Raw genomic sequence first — 18,932 nt, forward strand, 5'->3', positions numbered from 1 at the left:
GTCAGATCCGTTCGATAATCGTCGCGACGCCCATGCCGCCGCCGACACAGAGGGTGATCAGTCCGAAGCGCTGGCCGCGCCGTTCCAACTCGTCCAGGACCGTGCCGACGAGCATCGCGCCGGTCGCGCCCAGCGGGTGGCCGAGCGCGATCGCCCCGCCGTTGACGTTGACCTTGTCGGGGTCGAGTTTCAGATCCCGGATCACCTTCATGGGTACCGCGGCGAACGCCTCGTTGATCTCCACCAGGTCGATCTGGTCGATCGTCATGTCCGCCTTGGCGAGGGCCTTCTCGATGGCGGGGATCGGGCCGGTGAGCATGATGACCGGGTCGGCTCCGCTGACCGCCACGGACACCACCCGGGCGCGCGGGGTCAGGCCCAGTTCCTGGCCGGCGCGGGCGCTGCCGACGAGGACGAGGGCAGCGCCGTCGACGATGCCGGAGGAGTTGCCGGGGCCGTGCACGTGGTTGATCCGCTCCACGTGCGGGTACCGCTGCAGGGCCACCGCGTCGAAGCCGCCGGCCTGGCCCATCACCTCGAACGATGCCGGCAGGTTGCCGAGGCCCTCCAGGGTGCTCTGCGGCTTGATGAACTCGTCGTGGTCGAGGATGGTGAGCCCGTTGCGGTCGAGCACCGGGACCAGTGAGCGGTCGAAACGACCTTCGGAGCGGGCGAGAGCGGCTTTGCGCTGGGACTCCAGGGCGAAGGTGTCCACGTCGGTGCGGGAGAACCTCTCCATGGTCGCGATCAGGTCCGCGCCCACCCCTTGGGGGACGAATCCCACCTGGTGGCTGGTCTCCGGGTCCGCGTACCAGGCGCCGCCGTCCGCGCCGATCGGCACCCGCGACATCGACTCGACGCCCCCGGCGAGGATCAGCTCGTCCCAGCCGGAGCGGACCTTCTGGGCCGCGATGTTGACGGCCTCCAGGCCCGAGGCGCAGAACCGGTTGAGCTGGGTGCCGCCGACGGTCACCGGCAGCCCGGCGGCCAGCGCCGCGATCTTCGGCAGCACGCTGCCCTGGTCGCCGAGCGGGGAGACGATGCCCATGATGACGTCGTCGATCCGGGCCGGGTCGAGCCCCGGGTTGCGTTCCAGGGCCGCCTGGAGCAGGCCGACCGCGAGGGTCACCGGCTTGACCTCGTGCAGGGAGCCGGACTTCTTGCCCCGGCCGCGCGGGGTGCGCAGCGCGTCGTAGATGAATGCCTCGGTCATCACAGAAACCTCGCTATGAGTTCTTTCATGATCTCGTTCGTCCCGCCGTAGATCTTCTGCACCCTGGAATCAACATAAGCCTGGGAGATCGGGTACTCGGCCATGTAGCCGTAGCCGCCGAACAGCTGGAGACACGCGTCGACGATCGTGCACTGCTGCTCCGTGGTCCAGTATTTCGCCATCGCCGCCGTCTGCAGGTCCAGCTCGCCGGCCAGGTGCGCCCGGACGCAGTCGTCGACGAACACCCGGGCGATCCGGGCGGCCGTGGCGCACTCGGCCAGGGTGAACCGGGTGTTCTGGAACGTGAAGATCTTCCGGCCGAACGCGTCGCGCCCCTTCGTGTAGTCGATGGTGACGGCGAGCACCGCCTCGATGACGGCCACGGCGCTCACCGCGATGATCAGGCGTTCCTGGGGCAGCTGGGTCATCAGCTGGGCCATGCCGTCGCCCTCGTCGCCGAGGAGGTGCCCGACCGGCACCCGGACGGCGGAGAAGGCCAGCTCGCAGGTGTCCTGGCCGTGCATCCCGATCTTGCGCAGCGGCTGGCCCCGGGTGAACCCCGGCAGCGGCGCGCCCTCGGTGCACGTGCCGGGCGACTCGACCACCAGCAGCGACAGGCCGCCCTCGCACTGGGCCACGACGATGACCAGGTCGCACAGGTACCCGTTGGTGATGAACATCTTCGAGCCGTCGAGGACGTACTCATCCCCGTCCCGAACGGCCCTGGTCGCCACGGCTTGGAGGTCCGAGCCCGTGCCCGGTTCCGTCATCGCGATCGCGCCGACCAGCTCCCCGGACGCCAGCCCCGGCAGCCACCGCAGCTTCTGCTCCTCGGTGCCGTACGCCAGTAGGTAGTGCGCCACGATCCCGCTGTGCACCGCGTTGCCGAAGCTGGAGTCCATGGCCCGGGCCTGCTCCTCGAGGACCACGGCCTCGTGGGCGAACGTGCCGCCCCCGCCGCCGTAGGCCTCCGGGACGCTCAGGCACAGCAGCCCGGCCGCGCCGGCCCTGCGCCACAGGTCGCGGTCGACGTGCCCCTGCTCGGCGAACCGTTTCTGGTGCGGGGTCGACTCCCGGGCGAAGAACTCCCGGGCGAGGTCCCGCAGCTGGTCGAGGTCAGACACAGAGCGCCTCGACCACGATCCGCGGCCCGGCGTGGGCCTCTTCCGGTTCCATCCACGGTCTCCTCATCGATTTGCAAACAGTCTAGACTGCATGTGTTTTCTAGCACAGGCCGAGCCACGGAGGAAGACATGCCAGGACCCCTCGCCGGATTGAAGGTCGTCGAACTCGCCGGGATCGGCCCCGCGCCGTTCGCCGCGATGCTGCTCGCCGACCTCGGCGCGGAGGTGCTCCGCCTGGAGCGGCCCGAGGGCGGCCTCCGCCTCGGCGAGCCCGAGCACGACCTGCTCAACCGGGGCCGGCGGTCCGTGGCCGTGGACCTCAAACACCCCGACGGGGCCGCCCTGGTCCTGGGCCTGGCCGCGAAGGCCGACGTGCTCCTGGAGGGCTTCCGGCCGGGCGTCGCCGAACGGCTCGGCGTCGGCCCCGACGCGTGCCTGGCCGCCAACCCCCGGCTCGTCTACGGCCGGATGACCGGCTGGGGCCAGGACGGGCCGCTCGCGCACACCGCCGGGCACGACATCACCTACCTGGGCCTGACCGGGGCGCTGTCCGGGATCGGCCGGGCCGGCGGGCCGCCCCAGGTGCCGATCAACCTGCTCGGCGACTTCGGCGGCGGGGCGATGTTCCTCGCCGTCGGCGTCCTGGCCGCCCTGTTCGAGGCGGGCCGCTCCGGGCGCGGCCAGGTGGTCGACGCCGCGATCGTCGACGGCTCGGCCCTGCTGACCACGATGGTGTACGGCCTGCTGCACGGCGGCTTCTGGCAGGACGAGCGGGGTGCCAACCTCATCGACACGGGCGCGCCGTTCTACGACGTCTACGCGTGCTCCGACGGCGGCCACGTGGCCGTGGGCGCCCTCGAACCCCAGTTCTACGCGGCGTTCGTCGCCCGGCTCGGGTTGCAGGACCCGCCGGACCGCCACGACCCCGCGGAGTGGCCGGCGTTGCGCGCGGCGATCGCCGCCCGGTTCGCGACCAGGACCCGCGACGAGTGGGCGGCGGTGTTCGCCGACACCGACGGGTGCGTGGGCCCGGTGCTCACGTTCCTGGAGGCCCCGGAGCATCCGCACCTGGCGGGCCGGGGCACGTTCGTGGAGCACGACGGGGTGCTCCAGCCGGCCCCGGCGCCCCGGTTCTCCCGCACGCCAGGCGCGCTGGGGCTCCGCCCGGCCCGCCCCGGCGAGCACACGGTCGAGGCCCTGACGGAGTGGGGCGTCCCCGACATCGAGGGGCTGCTCACCAAGGGCGCGATAACCCAGACCTGACGGTTACGAGTGGGGCCCGACCCGGCAGCGGCGGTCGTCCGGAGCACCCGGCGGGGTCCGCCCCGGCCGCGGTGCCCCCGTCAGGCGTCGAGCGCCGCCACCGCCATCAGCTTCCACGTCTCCAACAGGTGCGCCCGCCGCTTCGGATCCCCGCCGAGCAGCTCGTCCACCGCGATCCCCCGGTGCAGGTCGATCGTCAGCCACCCGATCGTCTCGACCACCTTCGGGTCGGCCCCGCCCGAGTACTTCCGGCACAGCTCCAGGGTCGCGTGCGCCAGCGTCCGGTCCACGGGCAGCATCACGGCCCGCAGCTCCGGGTCGTTGGCGCACGCCACCCACAGCTCGATCGACGCCTTCGCCAGGGGGCCGGAGAAGCCCTCCCACATCAGGTCGATCAGGGCCGCCATCCGCCCCGGCCCTTCGGGCAGGTTCTCGCCGACGGCGAGCACCCGTTCCGTCTGCTTGCGGGTCAGGTGCGCGATGGCGGCGGCCATCAGGCCGGCCTTCGTCGGGAAGTGGTGGAGCTGTGCCCCGCGCGACAGCTCCGCGCGGGTGCACACCTCCTGCATGGACGTGCGGGCGTACCCGATCTCGATCAGGCTCTCGACGGTGGCGTCGAGGAGCCGTTCGCGGGTCCGCTCGCTGCGTTCCTGCCGGTTGGACGTCATGCCCGTCAGTATTACGCGGCGACCGCCGAGCGCACCCGCCGCGCCGCCACGTCGTCGGCCGGGCAGCGCCCGCGCACCGGGTACCGCTCGGCGAACTCGGCCACCGCCGCCATGATGTCGCCGGGCGCACCGAGGCGCTCCAGGCCCTCCAGGGCGAGCGAGAAGCAGGCGGTGGCCGCCTCGGCCAGGCCGGGCTCGCGCAGGCCGCGCCGGGCCGCCGTCACCCAGTCGTGGTGCCGGCGCAGCGACCGCAGCGGCGCGACGACGGCCGCGGCCCGCTCGGCGGTCACCGGGTCGTCCATCAGGCCGGTGACGAGCGCGACCGGGACCACCCAGTTCTCGCCGTCCTGCTGGTCGATCATGCGGAACTCCAGGTAGCCGCGCGGCCGGACCGGCGGCACCAGGGTGCCCAGGTGCATCTCCAGGTCGATGTACGTGACCGGGCGCGGCCCGCCGCCCCGCAGCCAGTCGCGCATCGTCAGCCCCTCGGGGGCCGTCCAGTCCTGGCCGTCCTCGGACGCGACGACCGACACCTTCGCGGCGAGCGCGTAACGGGCCCACTCCTTGCGGGGGTCGTCGGTCATCCGGGGCGCGCGGGTCCGGCTGGGGTCCATCGCGAACCGGAGCACCTGGCGGGTGGAGCGCCACCGGTGCCCGCCGGCCGTACCGGGCGAGTTGGCGAAGATGGCCAGCAGCAGCGGGCCCATCGCGTCGGCGAGCCACCAGCGCCGCTGGTAGCCGAGCCAGCCGTCGGAGTCGTCTCCGGAGTCCAGGCACACCTGCACCGAGGCGGAGTTGCACGCCACGACCCTGCCCTCGGGGCCCGAGCGGTCGTTGAACCGCTCCAGGGCCTCGTACCGGGGAGTGTCCAGCACCCGGAACGCCGGCCGCAGCATGTCCAGCCCGCCGCCCTCGAGGCGCAGCCCGGCGGTCTCCACGGCGGCGGTGAGCAACGCCATGTCCGCGCGGGTGTCGGCGACGCACTCGCCGAGCGAGGCCCCGACCCCGGAGCTGAGCTCCAACTGGCCGCCCGGCTCGATCGTGATCCTGCCCCCACCGGGCAACGGATCGGGCAGGTCGCGCACCGCCTCACGCAGCCGGTCGGGCATCGGCCGGGACAGCGGGGCCGCGGGGTCGCGTACCACCCATTCCAGCTCGGTGCCGACGGAACCCACAGAACCGGCGCGGAACCCCGCGCTGGCCACATAGGCCGTAGCTTCTTTCTCGGACAGCATGTTCTGAATGAGCACTGCGTTCACCGCCCCCTCCTGCGGACCGACCTGATGCGACGACATGACGCCTCACGGCACACGACGTGAGAGGTGTGCTCTATTAGCGGGCTCGGAAGCCATTTTGTCCAGCGACGCCGCCGATTACGGCGCGTCCCCGGTTCGTGCCCTCAAGAGTCGCTCGGTTGGCACTGCCCGGCCACCGTCACGCCACTAAGAAAGAACCACGAAACTGTAAACACCACGTGCCTGGCCGCCGCCCCGGAGGTGTCCCCGAGGAGGCGTCACCGACCAACCCACAACGATCCAGCGGACCGAACGGCACGGCTGCCGGATGAGTCCGATTCGCCGGCCGACCGCCGGACATCGAACCTGTCGACCGTTCCTGGCCCTTGGGATAGTGTCACCCCAATGCCTCCGCCCGACAAAGATCGAGTCGGCCGATTGGTTATGTCGGCGCGCCAGCGTACCTTGCCAGAATGAGACGCAGGTTCGTGCTGGTGGCTCTAGCGGTGGGGGCTCTCGTCACCCTCGCCTGGGCTGTGCCGCTCGCGGCCGTCGCGTACCACTCGACCCGCACCCAGGTGCTGTTCCAGGCCGAGCGGGATGCCGACGCCCTGGCACAGTACGCCCAGACCACGACAGATCCTGCGGAACTCCGCAAGGCGCTCGCCGCGGTGCCCGCCGAACGCCAGTCCCGGCTCGGCCTGACCCTGCCGAACGGCACCACGATCGGCGGTGGCCGGCACGCCTCCGAGGAGGACTTCCTCCGGGCCCGGGTCAACCACGGCGCGATCACGGTGTCCACCCCGAAGGGCACGTCGTATCTGACCGCCGCGGACGGCGTCGTCATCGAGGGGTACGTGCCCTCGGCCACCCTCACCCACGAGATGCGCACGGCCTGGGGCCTGCCGGCCCTCCTCGGCCTCGTCCTGCTCGTGATCGCGTGCTTCGTGGCGTCCTGGATGGCCCGGGGCGCTGTCCGGGCCAGCGAGGAGCTGGCGTTCGCCGCCCGCAGGCTCGGGGCCGGCGACACCCATGTCCGGGTGGTCCCGGGCGGGCCGCCGGAGATCGCCACCGCCGGGGCGGCGTTCAACGAGATGGCCGAGCGGCTGCGGATCCTGCTCGCCAACGAGCGCGAGCTGCTCGCCGACCTGTCGCACCGGCTGCGCACCCCGCTGACGGCCCTGCGGCTGAACGCCGAGGCGCTGCCCCCCGGCCTCGAACGAGACCGGGTGCTCGACGCCGCCCGGCAGACCGAGCACGAGCTGTCCTCGATCATCGAGGAGGCCCGCGAGCCCCTGCACGACGTGGAGCCGGCCCGGTGCGACATCGCCGCGGTGGCCGCCGACCGGACGAAGTACTGGGCGGTGCTCGCCGCCGACCAGCACCGCGCCTGGCGGGGCAAGGGCCTCACCGGACAGGTCCCGGTGGCCGTGGGCCGGGCGGACGCCGCCTCGGCCCTGGACACGGTCCTCGGCAACGTCTTCCAGCACACGCCGCCGGGCACGGCCTACCAGGTGTCCGTGCTCGCCGGGGAGGACCGGGTCCGCCTCGTGGTGGACGACGCCGGCCCGGGGATCGGCACCCCCGACGAGGCGATGCTGCGCGGGGTGAGCGGCGGGGAGTCGACCGGGCTGGGCCTGGACATCGCCCGCCGGGTGGCCGAGTCGACGGGCGGGGCGCTGACCGTGGGCCCGAGCCCGCTGGGCGGCACCCGGATCACCCTGGCCTTCCGCCGCTAGCGGCTACTCCGGAGCCACCAGCTTCACGCCCACGCCGCGCACCGTGTGCAGGTACTTCGGCTGGGCAGCCGACTCCCCCAGCTTCCGGCGCAGCCACGACACGTGTACGTCGATGGTCTGGTCGTCCCCGCCGTACGGCGTGTGCCAGACCTCGGTGAGCAGCTCGCGCCGCCCCACCACCCGACCGGGCCGGGCCGCCAGGTACGCCAGCAGGTCGAACTCGCGCTTGGACAGCCGCAGCGGGGTGCCGTCGAAGCTCGCGTCGCGGGCGCCGAGGTCCAGGCGGAGCCCGCCGACCTCGATCAGCTCGGCGGCGTGCTCACGGGGCGTGGCCCGGCGCAGCACGGCGGAGATCCGCGCGGCCAGATGGTCGGCGGAGAACGGTTTGATCAGGTAGTCGTCCGCTCCGGCGTTGAGCATCCGGATGATTTCATACTCTGTGTCACGGGCTGTCGCAATCAGCACCGGCACCCTCGACACCGCGCGGATCATCGAGAGCGTGACGGAACCGTCGAGATCGGGCAGCCCCAGGTCCAGCACGACCACATCGGGATCCCATCCGGTCACCTCCCGGATGCCCGTCATGGCCTCACCGACAGCGCGCACAACGTGATCACGCTGAGTAAGGGCACGAACCAGCGCCACGCGGATCTCCGCGTCATCCTCAACCAGCAGCACCCGGGCCATAATGTGACCGTAATCTAGGGTTGCCTTTGGGCCAAGGTTCGGGAGAATAACGACGTGCGTCGTGCTCTCGGCATTGTCGCCGCCTGGTCCTCCGTCACCATCGTGGCGGTGACCGTGGCGTGGCTCGGCGTGCGCGCATCCCGACCGGCCACCCTGGCAGATGTCCCGAATTTTCCGATTCCGGCCGCCAGGCCTTCACTTAAAGTAGTCACAACACTTCCACCGGTAACGCCTCCGGATGCGAGGATCGCGCCCACCGGGCACCCGACGCGGACTCCCGGACCACCGTCCGCGTCCGCTGGCCGGACGCCAGGATCGACCGGTGGCCCGCAGCCGACCCCGAACATCATGATCGACACGGTGCCGACCCCCGAGCGGCCCATCGTCCCGTCGCCCACGCCGACCCCGACGAACCCTTCGCCGCCCACGAACAAGACGACCCCGACCGCCGAGGCGACCGTCGGGCCGAACCGGGCGACCACCGCCCCGACGTCCACGGCCCCGAAGCTGCGCACCGCGACCGCGAGCGGCGGCCAGGCGATGTTCTACTACACGGCCGGCCAGGTGGACCTGCTCGACCTGTCCCCCTGCTACGGGTACAGCTACGAGGCCTACCGCCTGGAGAACGACTACATCGTCGTCCGCTTTGTCGGGTACGGCCACGTAAGTACGATATATGCGTATTGGTCGAAGTCGCGCCAGCCGACCCTTTCAGTGTACGAAGAGGACTATTAGTCCAGTTTCTCAGCCAGTGATGTTTTTGCCACGCCCCGTGACTTCCCCGGGTGCGGCCCGTTGGTCCCCGTGATCAACAATCGCCTGCCCTGGAGGTCTGTCCCATGTCGACGGTCCGCGTCCGTCGTACCGCCCCGGCGCTGCTCGTGCTCCTCAGCGGTGTGATCGCGACCCCGGCCTCCGCGCACGCCGCCACCCCGGTGTGCCACCCCGCCCCCTACACGGCCTCGGCCGACGCCACCCTGCTCCGCCTCGGCCTACTCGACCTGCGCCCGCTGGGCGTGGGGCTGCCGCCCCTGCTCGACGCGCGGGTCGGCCTCGCGCACGCCGACGTCGACAGCACCCGGCGGACCACCACGACCGCCGAGGCCCGGTACGCCGACGCCGCCCTGCTCGGCCTCGCCGTCCCCCTGCCCGGCTCGGTGGCCCGCCAGACGGCCCCGGCGGACAACCCGACACCCGCCACCACGGTCGCCAGGACGCTCGACGCCGGTGGGCTCGTCGGCGCGACGGTCGGGGAGTCCACCGCCTCGGCCCGCTGGCAGGACCGGTACGGCTGCGGCGAGGTCGCCCGGCTCAGCTCCGCCGACACCGCCGTGACGAGCGCCGAGGTACTGCCCGGCGACGCGCCGCACCTGCCGCTGGTCGAGAGCCTGCTCGGCGGGACGACCCGGGCCACGCCCCTCGTGCGGGTCGCCTCGGTGGCCAGCGCCCGGGCCGGCACCGAGACCGTGCGGCTCGACGGCGGCCGGGTAGGGGTCGCGGCCACCGCCGCCGCCGGGATCGCCGACGTGGCGCTGTTCGACCAGATCCGGGTCCGGGTGCTGCACCAGCCGAGCCTGACCGTCGTGTCGGCGGCCAGCCGGGCGGACGCCGCCGTCCGGTACGACGCGCCCCTGCTGGAGGTCACGCTCCCCGGCGGGCGGGTGCAGCGGCTCGACACCCCGAAGGCCGCGGTCGACGCCACGGTGTACGCCCGCGCGCTGCCCGGTCGGATCGACTCCGGTCGCGCACCGGCGGCGCTCGGCGTGCGGCTGAGCATCGGGGAACTCTCCGCGACGGTGACCGAACGGGGCGCGGTGCGCGCCGAGGCCGCCACCCTGCGGCTGCAGGTCAGCCTGGCCGGGGCCCCGGTCGCCGACATCGGGCTCGGCCTGCTGTCGGCGACCGCCACCGCGCCCGGCGCCCAGGACGGCCAGCCGACGCCCGGCGGGCCGGGCGAGACCGGCTACCCGCACCCGACCGGCACGCCCACGTCCGGCCGGCCGTCGACCACCGGCCCGGCCGGCTCGCCGTCGCCGACGCCGGTGGTGCTGACGTCCGGCGGCGGGGGGCTGCCCGTGACCGGCGTGCGGATCCTCGGGTACGCCGCCGGGGGCCTCGCCCTCGCCGGTGGCGGGCTGCTGCTCCTGTGGCTCGCGCGGCGCCGGCGAGGGGGTTTCACGGCCTAGTACCCGGAAAAATCGGGTGAGGTCCGGCGGACATCGTGTCCGCCGGGCCACCTCGCGTCCCCCCTAGGGTTCTGCTCGACTGATCCGTTTTCGATAGGGGGAAGCCATGCCTGAGCTGCGCCCGGCAGGGCTCATAGGCTCGGTGGAACGGGCTCTCGGGGTTCTCGAGGCCATTGCGGAATGTGGAGACGGCGCCAACGCCAAGACCGTAGCCCGCAGGGCCGAACTGCCCTTACCCAGCGCGTACCGGATGCTCGGCACCCTGCACTACCACGGTTACCTGATCCGCAACGACGACGGCAGCTACGGGCTCGGCGAACAACTCGCGACCCTCTACGAACACTGGTACCGCAAGCTCGACCTCGACCCGGCCGTCCGGCTGATCCTCCGCGACGTGCACAAGCGGGCCGGCGCCCCCGCCTACTTCGGCCGGCTCCGCGACGGGGCCGTCACCGTGGTCGACGCCGTCGACAGCACCGAGACGCCCCGCGCACCCTTCACCACGGCCCGGCTGCGGTCCGTCGGCGAACGCAGCGCCCTCGGCCGGGCCCTGCTCAGCGCCGTCACCGACGAGGAACGCCGCGAGTTCCTCCGCGACCGCGCCCCGGACCCCCGGCTCGCGCACCTGCTGGCCACCGCGCGCCGGACCGGGGTGGCCTACGACGTCGGCGAGTTCCTGCCCCCGCACGCCGGCGTCGCCGTGCCCGTCCGGTCCCCCGACGGCCACCTGCACGGCGCTCTGGCGGTCACGGTCCCCGTCGCCGGGTACGCCGACCGGCGCGCCGACGTCGAACGCACCCTGCGGCACTGCGCCCTGACCCTCGTCAAACTTCTGGCCGTCGAGTAGGGACAGTCATTCACCAACTGAACATGACTTATCAGCACAACGTCAGATACCGGTAAAGTTTGAGAATGACCAACCCCGACCGCCTACGCGCGGCCCGTGAGGGGCTCGTCACCCGACTGGCCACGGTCGGTCCACTGTGGGTGCTCGACGACGTCGAGGCGGGCGTGGTGACCCTGCGCCAGTCCGCGGGCTCCGACCGGCAGGTGACGGTGCGGGCCCTCGGGGGGAGCGTGCGCGGGTTCTCCTACCAGGTGCGGCTCCTGGTCCGGCAGGCCGACGGGAGTTGGGCGGTGTCGGTCGGGCCGAAGTCGTTCACGTATCCCGGGCACGCGATCTGGTTCGCGACCACCCTGCTGAAAAGCTACGGGTGAACCTGGGCCGCGGCCGGGTCAGCGGCGGGTCCGGCGGCGCGGGCGGGTGAACGTCTGGGTGCGGACCAGCACCGGGAGGCCGAGGGCCACCAGGTCGTCGGCCAGCGCGCGTGGGTCGACCTCCAGCCGGGACCCGGACCGCTCCGGGCCGCGCCCGACGTCCACCTCCACCGAGACGCCGGCCGCGCGGGGCTCCCGGCCGTCCTGCACGTGCTCCACCAGCACGATGCCGTGCAGCCGGGCCACGGGCACCAGCTCCGACCGGCCGAGCCGGACCACCAGCACCTCGGTGGGCGCGGTCGGGGGCGTGAGTTCCAGGCGGCAGATCTGGCGGGCGCCGATCAGAGTGAGGATCAGAAAGTACCCGAAGAGGATCAGGCCCAGGACGAACAGGGCGTCGGCCGAACCACCCGGGTGGCCGGGGACCAGCCGGAACAGCGCGGCGATCGCGGCCACGGGCAGGGCGGCGCACACGCCGGCCGTCAGGGTGCCGACGAGGAGATGGCGGGCCAGGGCCCCGGACGTGCCGCCACCGGGGCGCAGCACGAGGTCCACGCCGTCAACCCGGTGTCGCAGGACCATCGCCCCACAGTAACGCGGCCACTACCCGCAATCTCTCAAGGGGACGGCGGCAGGTCGGCCCGGGAGGCCACGCCCAATTTGCGGATCGCCGCCGCCACGTGCTGCTCCACCGTGCGGGGCGACAGGAACAGCACGTCGGCGATCTCGCGGTTGGTCTGGCCGGCGGCGGCGAGGACGGCGACCTCGCGCTCCCGGGGGGACAGCAGGCGGCCGTAGCCGGGGCGGCCGCCGCGCTGGACGGGCACGACACCGTGCACCCGCAGCGTGTGCCGGCACCGTGCCGCGTCCCAGCCGGCCCCGAGCAGCGCGAACCGCTCGGCTGCCGCGCCCAGCTCCGCGAGCCCCTCCGCGAGGGTCGGAGCCGCCGACCCGGGCCGGATGACGGCCGGCGACCCAGGCTGGGTGGCGGCCCTCCGGTCGGGGTCGGTGCTGGCCGGGGTCCTGCGGGTGGCCTCCGTGACGCGGACCCGGGCGGCGGCCTCGGCGGACAGGGCGGCCTCGTAGGGGCGGGGCAGGGCCCCGTAGGCCTCCTCGGCGGCGGCGAAGTCCCCCCGGCAGTACGCGAGGGCCGCCCGGGCGATCGGGGCGTCGGCCCCCTCGATCCCGGCGGCGAACTCCGCCACGAGCCCGTCGGCCGGCCGGCCGGCCCTGGTCAACGCCGCCACCGCCCAGGGCACCAGCTCCGCGCCCCACGTCCAGATCCCCTTCGCCCGGATCCGGTCCACCGCCTCCTCGGCGAGCCGGGCCGCGCCGGCCACGTCGTCGGTGGCGTGCAGCAGGCGGATCCGGGCCCCGGCTGCGGCGGCCACGACGGGTACGAACGCCTCCGACGCCCAGCCCAGCCCCGACGCGTGCAGCCGGGCCTCCGCCTGGTGCCGGTCGCCCCTGGCCAGGGCGAGCAGGCCGAGGACCAGGTTGCCCTCCGAGGCCCACATGGGCTCCTCCGCCGCGTCCACGTACGCGCCGGCCCGGTCCGCGAGCCCCGGCCAGTGGCCCCTGGCCCAGTCCAGCCGGAACCTGGTCCCACCGGACGCCGTGTCGTACGGGCCGACGGCCAGCCGGCCGCCCTCGTGCAGGAAACTCTCGGCCGCCCGGTAGTGCCCGAGCCAGGTCGCCGCGTCCGCGAGGTTGCACAGGCCCCGGGACACCTGCTGCCGGCGGCCGGGCGCGTCCGCCAGCACCGCGAGGCGCTCGGCCGCCGGCCACGCCGCCGGATCGCCGACGGCCATCAGCAGGGTGGCCTGGTTGGCGAGGATCGCGGTCCGCACCGCCGGGTCCTCGTCCGCGCACCGGGCCGCCCGGTAGAGGTAGTCGCGGTGCGCCGCCAGGTCGCCGGGCGGCAGGTACGGGAACCCGAGCGCGGCGAGGGCCCGCGCCGTCAGCGGCGGCTCGCCGGGGGTCTCCTTGAGCGCCTGGTCTAGGACCCAGCGGCCCTCGCCCTCGTGGCCGGCCCGGTCGATGAGCACGGCCCCCAGGTCCGCGCCCAGCTCCACCCGGGCGCGGGCCGGCAGCCGGGGGTCGGCGACCATCCGGCGCAGCAGGTCCAGGTCCGCCCCGGAGCGCTCGGCCAGCAGGTCGCGGAGCAGCCCGACGGCCACCTCCAGGTCGCCGGCCGCCAGGCAGCCCTCGGCGGCCTCCTCGGCGTAGCGGAGCCAGTCGGCCGGGCGGCCGCCGAGGCGACTGTGCCGGGCGAGGGCGGCCGGCACCCCGCTGTCGCGCAGCGCCGCCACGGCACGCAGGTGCATCCGGCGCCGAACCGGGCCGGGGACCAGGGCGTAGCCGGCCTGGGCGGCGAGCGGGGACCGGTACCCGTAACGGTGGTGGGGGTGTTCGACCAGGATCCCGGCCCGCAGCGCCCCCAGCAGCCCGTCGGCGCCCGCGACGGCGGCCAGGGTCTCCTCGGGCACCGGGTCGTGCAGGACTGCCGCGGCGTGGGCCGTGGCGAGGGCCGGGCCGCGCGACCGGGCCAGCCGGGCCCCGACCAGCGCCGCCAGGGCGGGGGTCTCCCCGCACCGGAGCAGCTCGGCGATCACTCCGGCGACGCCGCCGCTGGCCGTGACCAGCACCGCGGCGTTCGGGTCCCAGCGGGCCACGTCGGCGGCGGTCAGCGGGGGTAGTCGGACCGTGGTCCTCGGCAGGGGGGTGGTCAGGGGACCCAGGGGCGCGCCGGGGACCGCGAGCTCCTCCGGGCGGTAGGTGACGACCAGGCGCAGCGGGTGGGGCGGCCGGGCCAGGACCCAGCGGAGCAGGTCGCGGGAGTCGGGGTCGAGCCACTGGGCGTCCTCGACCACGACGAGCCCGGCCAGCAGGGGCCGCAGCCGCCGCATCACGCCGAGCCGGCCCGGGGCGGTGCCGGACCCGGTGTGCCCACCGAGGCCCGCCGCGACGTCGTCGGACACCGTGGCGAACGGGGCCCACGGCACCGGGCGTTCCAGCGGCGGGCAGGTCAGGGTCAGATCCGGGGAGTCGCCGAGCCACTCGCGCAGCAGCCGGGACGTGCCGGCGCCCGCCTCGCCCTCGACGAACACGACCCAGGACTCAGCCGACGTCGCCGCCCGCAGAGTGGCGAGGACGCCGTCGCGGCCGACGAACGGAGTCGTAGTCATGGATGCGTCCACCTTGCCACAGAGGTTGTTCACGTGCCCCCTACGGATGGCCACCCGGATCACCGAACCGGGAGCATCTACCCAGGTAGGTGTCGCACACCCGCCTCGGGCGCCTCCCGCACCCGGCCCCGCGACGCGCTGGCGGCCGGAACCCTCGGCGAGTGGGCGAGCACGGTGCCCTCGCCGCACTCCGCGGCGGCGAGGGCATCCGTCGCGTTCGCGCGCGCCCCGTAACCGACCCCGCATTGACCGCCCGTTGAGGGACGCGCGCCATTCTCAGGGAGTCGCGAACAAGCACTTTTCGTCACTCGGACACGACGTACAGTGAAAGTGTCGTCCTGTGGGGACTGTGCGGAATCACGGCGCTACAGGCCCTCTGGCTTGCGAATATGCGTCTACCAGGAGACTTGTAGATCTTCGCGCGGCAGTGAAAGGATTTGTTCAAGAACGAATCAGGACGGGCGACGTGGTTGGTCGCCGGGACGCCCGTCCCGATTCTCACCAGAAGAACTGGAGCCACCCGTGGAGCAGCGTCCGTTCAACGCCTCCCCTGTCTATCACGGGGATTCACGCCCCGCCACGTGGCCGGTCGGCAAATGGCAGGTCGTCCGTACCCGGCTGCCGCGCGACGCCGCAGGGCGCGAGCTGGTGCTGGAGTGCACCGAGCTGCGGGACCGGGGGCAGGCGCTGGCCATGTTCGACCGGTGGCGGGACGACCCGGCCGTCGCGGCCGGCGAGCAGCGGATCAAGGTGGTCGAACTCGAGTCGTGAGCCGTTGGGGGCCCACGACCCGAGCGTCCGTCAGCCGAGCAGGAGCATCGGCCGTTCGACCCGGTCGGCGACGTAACGCAGGTAGCCGCCGGCCACCCCGCCGTCGCACACCCGGTGGTCGAAGGTGAGACCCATCTGGGTCACCTTGCGTACCGCGAGCTGGCCGTCCACCACCCACGGCTTGTCGATGATCCGGCCCACGCCGAGCATCGCCGCCTCCGGGTGGTTGATGATCGGCGTGGAGCCGTCGACGCCGTAGCCGCCGTAGTTGTTCAGCGTGAACGTGCCGCCGGTCATGTCCGCCAGGCCCAGCCGGCCGGCCCGGGCCAGCTCGACGAGGCGGACGATCTCGTCGGCCAGCTCCACCGTGGACAGCAGGTGCGCGTCCCGGATCACGGGCACGACGAGGCCGCGCTCGGTCTGGGCGGCGAAGCCCAGGTTCACGTACGGCAGCCGGACGATCTCGTCGCCGTCGACCTGGGCGTTGAGCTGCGGGTAGCGCAGCAGGCCGGCGACGGTGATCCGGGCGAGCAGGGCGAGGACGCCGACCCTGTGGTCCGGGTAGCCGGCCGCCAGCTCGTTCTTCGCGCTCATCAGGCCGGTGGCGTCCACGTCCACCCAGGTGGTGGCGTCGGGGATCTCGCGGCGGCTGCGGGACAGCCGGTCGGCCATCGCCTTGAGCTGGCCCTTGATGGGGACCCGCTCGTCGAGAAGACCGATCCGACGGGTACCGGCGGCCACGGCGCCGGCCGGCACGGCGACCCGGGGCACGGAGGTCGCGGCGACGGTCGCCGGAGTCCTGGCCGCCTCGATGGCCGACTCGACGTCCCGTCGGGTGACGATGCCGCCGAGGCCCGAGCCGGTGAGGGCTGCCACGTCGACGGCGTTGTCGGCGGCCAGCCGGCGGACGATGGGCGAGATGACGAGCGGGGCCCGCTTCTCGGCGACCTTCTCGGTAACGGCGGTGCCGGTTCCGGTTCCGTTGACTGTGGTGCCCGCGCCGAGGCGGCGGCGACGGCGGCCGGTCATCTCGGCGGTGCCGTAGCCGACGAGGACGTTGCCGGAGCCCTTGGACTCGGCCGGCGCCTTGGCCCCGGCCATTTCCTCGTCCCGATAGGTGTCCGGGGCAACGCGACCGTCGGGGGAGCCGATCGTGATCAGCGGCTTGCCCACGTCCACGACCGACCCGGCCGCGCCGTGCAGCTCCAGCACCGTCCCGGCGTAGGGGCACGGCACGTCCACGGCCGCCTTCGCCGTCTCGACCACGACCACGATCTGGTCGATCCCGACGGTGTCGCCGACCGCGACCCGCCATTCGAGGATCTCGGCCTCGGTCAGGCCCTCCCCCAGGTCGGGGAGATGGAAGACGGAAGTCATCGCGACCCCACAAACGGCACGTCGTCCCACTGCAACCGGGCGATGGTGTCCAGCACCCGGTCGACCCCGGGCAGGTGGTGGTGCTCCAGCTTCGGCGGCGGGTACGGGATGTCGTAGCCGGCGACCCGCAGCACCGGGGCCGCGAGGGCGTGGAAGCAGCGCTCCTGCACCCGGGCCGCCATCTCGGCCCCGACCCCGGCGAAGCCGGACGCCTCGGTGACCACGACGCACCGGCCGGTCTTGCGCACGGAGGCGTCGACGGTCGCGTCGTCGTACGGGTTGATGGTGCGCAGGTCCACCACCTCGACGCTCCAGCCGTCCTCGACGGCGGCGTCGGCGGCGGCGAGGGCGACCGGCATCGCGGGACCGTAGGCGAGCAGGGTCACGTCGGTGCCCTCGCGGCGCACGACGGCCTGGCCGAACGGGGCGGTCGCGACCGGCAGGGACACCTCGTCCTTGGACCAGTACAGCTTCTTCGGCTCGAGGAAGATGACCGGGTCGGGGTCGTTGATGGCCTCACGCAGCAGCGAGTACGCGTCGGCCACCGTGGACGGGGCGACGACCTTCAGGCCGGGGGTGTGCGCGTAGTACGCCTCGGAGGAGTCGCAATGGTGCTCGACGCCGCCGATGCCGCCCGCGTACGGGACCCGGATGACGAGCGGCAGGGTGATCGCGCCCCGCGTCCGGTTCCGCATCTTGGCCACGTGCGACAGGATCTGCTCGAACGCCGGGTACGCGAACGCGTCGAACTGCAGCTCCACCACCGGCCGGAACCCGGCCATGGCCATGCCGATCGCGAAGCCCATGATGCCGGCCTCGGCGAGCGGGGTGTCGAAGCAGCGGTCCTCGCCGAAGTCGCGGGTCAGCCCGTCGGTGATCCGGAAGACGCCGCCGAGCGCGCCGACGTCCTCGCCGAACACGACCACCCGGTCGTCGTCCTTGAGCGCGTCGCGCAGGGCGGTGTTGAGGGCCTGGGCCATGGTGGTCGGCGAGGCGGCCGGCGCGGCCACGGCGGAGGAGCTCATTCGGCGGCCAGTTCTTCGAGGAGCTGCGCGCGCTGGGCGACGAGCTGCGGGGTGGGCGTGGCGTAGACGTGCTCGAACAGGTCGGTCGGGGTGAGGGTCGGGTCGGCGTTCATCCGCTCGCGCAGGTTCGCGGCGTACACCTCGGCCTCGTTCTTGAACTGCTCTTCGAGGGTGTCGTCGAGCGCGCCGAGCGCGCGCAGGTGGGCGGCGAGCCGGGCGACCGGGTCCTTGGTGCGCCACTCCTCGACCTCGCCGGCCTCCCGGTAGCGGGTGGCGTCGTCGGCGTTGGTGTGCGCGTCGATCCGGTAGGTGTGGGCCTCGACCAGGAACGGACCGTTGCCGGACCGGCCGTGCTCGACGGCGGCGAGCATCACGGCGAGCACGGCGACCGGGTCGTTGCCGTCGACCCGCTCGGAGCGGATGCCGTAGCCGACGCCCTTGTAGGCCAGCGACGGGGCCTTGGTCTGCTTGGCGAGCGGGACGCTGATCGCGTAGCCGTTGTTCTGCACCAGGAAGACGACGGGCGCGGCGAACACGGCGGCGAAGTTGAGCGCCTCGTGGAAGTCGCCCTCGCTGGTCGCACCGTCGCCGATGAAGGCGAGCGCGACGTTGTCGGTGCCCTTGCGCTTCTCGCCGTAGGCGACGCCGGCCGCGTGGACGGTCTGGGTGGCAAGGGGGGTGCACTGCGGGGCGGTGCGCCAGGCGGCGGCGTCGTAGCCGCAGTGCCAGTCGCCGCGCAGCAGGGTCAGCGCCTCGACCGGGTCGATGCCCCGGGTCGCCAGGGCGACGGACTCGCGGTAGGTGGGGAACATCCAGTCGTCGGCGCGCAGGGCGAGCACGGCCCCGACCTGGCAGGCCTCCTGGCCGTGGCTGGACGGGTAGACGGCGAGCCGGCCCTGCTTGGTCAGCGCGGTGCACTGCTGGTCGAACCGACGACCGACAACCATCTTCCGGTACGCCTGCAGGAGCAGCTCCGGAGCCGGCTCGCTGTAGCCGTGGTGCTCGTCGACGCGGGCGCCGTGCTCGTCCAGGAAGCGGATGGGGCGCTCGGCGGGCAGGAGCGCGCTGGCGGCCTTGGCTTCGGGGCTGGTCTTGGCGACCGCCCTGGCTCCGGGCGACTTACCGCGTGTCGACGTCGTTGTCATACCTCGCATGGTGCCGCCTGGTGAGACACCTGATCAACCTGGTCCGCCAGGTCGCGACAATCGGCTAGGCTCGGAGGTTGTGAGCGACCAATC

Annotated in this window: 17 protein-coding genes; 7 read left to right on the plus strand and 10 right to left on the minus strand. The window is 73.2% G+C overall.

Features of this window, described 5'->3' with window-relative positions; translation table 11 throughout:
* Position 1: 1 nt before the first annotated feature.
* Together IW245_RS20230 and IW245_RS20235 are read right to left on the minus strand one after the other, a co-directional pair.
* Positions 2-1,213, minus strand: coding sequence for an acetyl-CoA C-acetyltransferase (locus IW245_RS20230; protein WP_231398876.1), 1,212 nt, complete (start codon positions 1,211-1,213; stop codon positions 2-4).
* On the minus strand, positions 1,213-2,337 hold the full coding sequence (locus IW245_RS20235; protein WP_197004741.1) for an acyl-CoA dehydrogenase family protein: 1,125 nt from the start codon (positions 2,335-2,337) through the stop codon (positions 1,213-1,215). The genes IW245_RS20230 and IW245_RS20235 overlap by 1 nt, the downstream gene beginning before the upstream one ends.
* A gap of 129 nt (positions 2,338-2,466) precedes the next feature.
* On the opposite strand from IW245_RS20235, the gene IW245_RS20240 reads away from it, so the two are divergent.
* Positions 2,467-3,600 carry a CaiB/BaiF CoA transferase family protein gene (locus IW245_RS20240; protein WP_197004742.1) on the plus strand — a complete coding sequence of 378 codons (1,134 nt, stop codon included), beginning with the start codon at positions 2,467-2,469 and terminating at the stop codon, positions 3,598-3,600.
* 80 nt (positions 3,601-3,680) lie between these two features.
* Here IW245_RS20240 and IW245_RS20245 read toward each other — a convergent pair whose 3' ends face one another.
* On the minus strand, positions 3,681-4,268 hold the full coding sequence (locus IW245_RS20245) for a TetR/AcrR family transcriptional regulator (RefSeq protein WP_197004743.1): 588 nt from the start codon (positions 4,266-4,268) through the stop codon (positions 3,681-3,683).
* An 11-nt stretch (positions 4,269-4,279) separates the two neighbouring features.
* Positions 4,280-5,527 (minus strand): glutamate-cysteine ligase family protein, encoded by a 1,248-nt coding sequence (locus IW245_RS20250; RefSeq protein WP_197004744.1) that lies wholly within the window; start codon positions 5,525-5,527, stop codon positions 4,280-4,282.
* A gap of 449 nt (positions 5,528-5,976) precedes the next feature.
* Here IW245_RS20250 and IW245_RS20255 point away from each other — a divergent pair, with 449 nt between their 5' ends.
* On the plus strand, positions 5,977-7,242 hold the full coding sequence (locus IW245_RS20255; protein ID WP_197004745.1) for a sensor histidine kinase: 1,266 nt from the start codon (positions 5,977-5,979) through the stop codon (positions 7,240-7,242).
* 3 nt (positions 7,243-7,245) lie between these two features.
* On the opposite strand, the gene IW245_RS20260 is transcribed toward IW245_RS20255, so the two are convergent.
* Positions 7,246-7,929 (minus strand): response regulator transcription factor, encoded by a 684-nt coding sequence (locus IW245_RS20260; protein ID WP_197004746.1) that lies wholly within the window; start codon positions 7,927-7,929, stop codon positions 7,246-7,248.
* Positions 7,930-8,277: 348 nt separating this feature from the next.
* On the opposite strand from IW245_RS20260, the gene IW245_RS20265 reads away from it, so the two are divergent.
* The 4 genes from IW245_RS20265 (at position 8,278) to IW245_RS20280 (ending at position 11,333) form a co-directional block, all read left to right on the plus strand.
* Positions 8,278-8,664 (plus strand): hypothetical protein, encoded by a 387-nt coding sequence (locus tag IW245_RS20265; RefSeq protein WP_197004747.1) that lies wholly within the window; start codon positions 8,278-8,280, stop codon positions 8,662-8,664.
* Positions 8,665-8,768: 104 nt separating this feature from the next.
* On the plus strand, positions 8,769-10,115 hold the full coding sequence (locus tag IW245_RS20270; RefSeq protein ID WP_197004748.1) for a hypothetical protein: 1,347 nt from the start codon (positions 8,769-8,771) through the stop codon (positions 10,113-10,115).
* A 106-nt stretch (positions 10,116-10,221) separates the two neighbouring features.
* Positions 10,222-10,962 (plus strand): IclR family transcriptional regulator, encoded by a 741-nt coding sequence (locus IW245_RS20275; RefSeq protein WP_197004749.1) that lies wholly within the window; start codon positions 10,222-10,224, stop codon positions 10,960-10,962.
* Positions 10,963-11,027: 65 nt separating this feature from the next.
* Positions 11,028-11,333, plus strand: coding sequence for a hypothetical protein (locus tag IW245_RS20280; protein ID WP_197004750.1), 306 nt, complete (start codon positions 11,028-11,030; stop codon positions 11,331-11,333).
* Positions 11,334-11,351: 18 nt separating this feature from the next.
* Here the strand turns inward: IW245_RS20280 and IW245_RS20285 are convergent, their stop codons facing one another.
* Both IW245_RS20285 and IW245_RS20290 read right to left on the minus strand, forming a co-directional pair.
* Positions 11,352-11,915, minus strand: a complete 564-nt coding sequence (locus IW245_RS20285; RefSeq protein ID WP_197004751.1) for a hypothetical protein — start codon at positions 11,913-11,915, stop codon at positions 11,352-11,354.
* 35 nt (positions 11,916-11,950) lie between these two features.
* Positions 11,951-14,521 carry a helix-turn-helix transcriptional regulator gene (locus tag IW245_RS20290; RefSeq protein ID WP_197004752.1) on the minus strand — a complete coding sequence of 857 codons (2,571 nt, stop codon included), beginning with the start codon at positions 14,519-14,521 and terminating at the stop codon, positions 11,951-11,953.
* A 522-nt stretch (positions 14,522-15,043) separates the two neighbouring features.
* On the opposite strand from IW245_RS20290, the gene IW245_RS20295 reads away from it, so the two are divergent.
* Positions 15,044-15,292, plus strand: a complete 249-nt coding sequence (locus IW245_RS20295) for a hypothetical protein (RefSeq protein ID WP_197004753.1) — start codon at positions 15,044-15,046, stop codon at positions 15,290-15,292.
* Positions 15,293-15,322: 30 nt separating this feature from the next.
* Here IW245_RS20295 and IW245_RS20300 read toward each other — a convergent pair whose 3' ends face one another.
* The 3 genes from IW245_RS20300 to pdhA are packed head-to-tail and all read right to left on the minus strand — an operon-like array spanning position 15,323 to position 18,839.
* A complete protein-coding gene (locus IW245_RS20300) occupies positions 15,323-16,669 on the minus strand; it encodes a dihydrolipoamide acetyltransferase family protein (RefSeq protein ID WP_197004754.1) in 1,347 nt (448 codons plus the stop codon).
* Positions 16,666-17,694 (minus strand): alpha-ketoacid dehydrogenase subunit beta, encoded by a 1,029-nt coding sequence (locus IW245_RS20305; protein ID WP_197004755.1) that lies wholly within the window; start codon positions 17,692-17,694, stop codon positions 16,666-16,668. The genes IW245_RS20300 and IW245_RS20305 overlap by 4 nt, the downstream gene beginning before the upstream one ends.
* Positions 17,691-18,839 (minus strand): pyruvate dehydrogenase (acetyl-transferring) E1 component subunit alpha, encoded by a 1,149-nt coding sequence (pdhA, locus tag IW245_RS20310; protein WP_197004756.1) that lies wholly within the window; start codon positions 18,837-18,839, stop codon positions 17,691-17,693. The genes IW245_RS20305 and pdhA overlap by 4 nt, the downstream gene beginning before the upstream one ends.
* Positions 18,840-18,932 lie beyond the last annotated feature (93 nt).

The sequence above is a fragment of the Longispora fulva genome (genome assembly GCF_015751905.1).
GTDB classification, from domain to species: Bacteria; Actinomycetota; Actinomycetes; order Mycobacteriales; family Micromonosporaceae; genus Longispora; species Longispora fulva.

What these genes read in the sequence shown, in the direction of transcription:
- IW245_RS20230 (WP_231398876.1), bottom strand. Translation starts at nt 1,213, where the DNA reads ATGACCGAGGCATTCATCTACGACGCGCTGCGCACCCCGCGCGGCCGG.
- IW245_RS20240 (WP_197004742.1), top strand. Translation starts at nt 2,467, where the DNA reads ATGCCAGGACCCCTCGCCGGATTGAAGGTCGTCGAACTCGCCGGGATC.
- IW245_RS20245 (WP_197004743.1), bottom strand. Translation starts at nt 4,268, where the DNA reads ATGACGTCCAACCGGCAGGAACGCAGCGAGCGGACCCGCGAACGGCTC.
- IW245_RS20255 (WP_197004745.1), top strand. Translation starts at nt 5,977, where the DNA reads ATGAGACGCAGGTTCGTGCTGGTGGCTCTAGCGGTGGGGGCTCTCGTC.
- IW245_RS20260 (WP_197004746.1), bottom strand. Translation starts at nt 7,929, where the DNA reads ATGGCCCGGGTGCTGCTGGTTGAGGATGACGCGGAGATCCGCGTGGCG.
- IW245_RS20265 (WP_197004747.1), top strand. Translation starts at nt 8,278, where the DNA reads ATGATCGACACGGTGCCGACCCCCGAGCGGCCCATCGTCCCGTCGCCC.
- IW245_RS20270 (WP_197004748.1), top strand. Translation starts at nt 8,769, where the DNA reads ATGTCGACGGTCCGCGTCCGTCGTACCGCCCCGGCGCTGCTCGTGCTC.
- IW245_RS20275 (WP_197004749.1), top strand. Translation starts at nt 10,222, where the DNA reads ATGCCTGAGCTGCGCCCGGCAGGGCTCATAGGCTCGGTGGAACGGGCT.
- IW245_RS20280 (WP_197004750.1), top strand. Translation starts at nt 11,028, where the DNA reads ATGACCAACCCCGACCGCCTACGCGCGGCCCGTGAGGGGCTCGTCACC.
- IW245_RS20285 (WP_197004751.1), bottom strand. Translation starts at nt 11,915, where the DNA reads ATGGTCCTGCGACACCGGGTTGACGGCGTGGACCTCGTGCTGCGCCCC.
- IW245_RS20290 (WP_197004752.1), bottom strand. Translation starts at nt 14,521, where the DNA reads ATGACTACGACTCCGTTCGTCGGCCGCGACGGCGTCCTCGCCACTCTG.
- IW245_RS20300 (WP_197004754.1), bottom strand. Translation starts at nt 16,669, where the DNA reads ATGACTTCCGTCTTCCATCTCCCCGACCTGGGGGAGGGCCTGACCGAG.
- IW245_RS20305 (WP_197004755.1), bottom strand. Translation starts at nt 17,694, where the DNA reads ATGAGCTCCTCCGCCGTGGCCGCGCCGGCCGCCTCGCCGACCACCATG.
- pdhA (WP_197004756.1), bottom strand. Translation starts at nt 18,839, where the DNA reads ATGACAACGACGTCGACACGCGGTAAGTCGCCCGGAGCCAGGGCGGTC.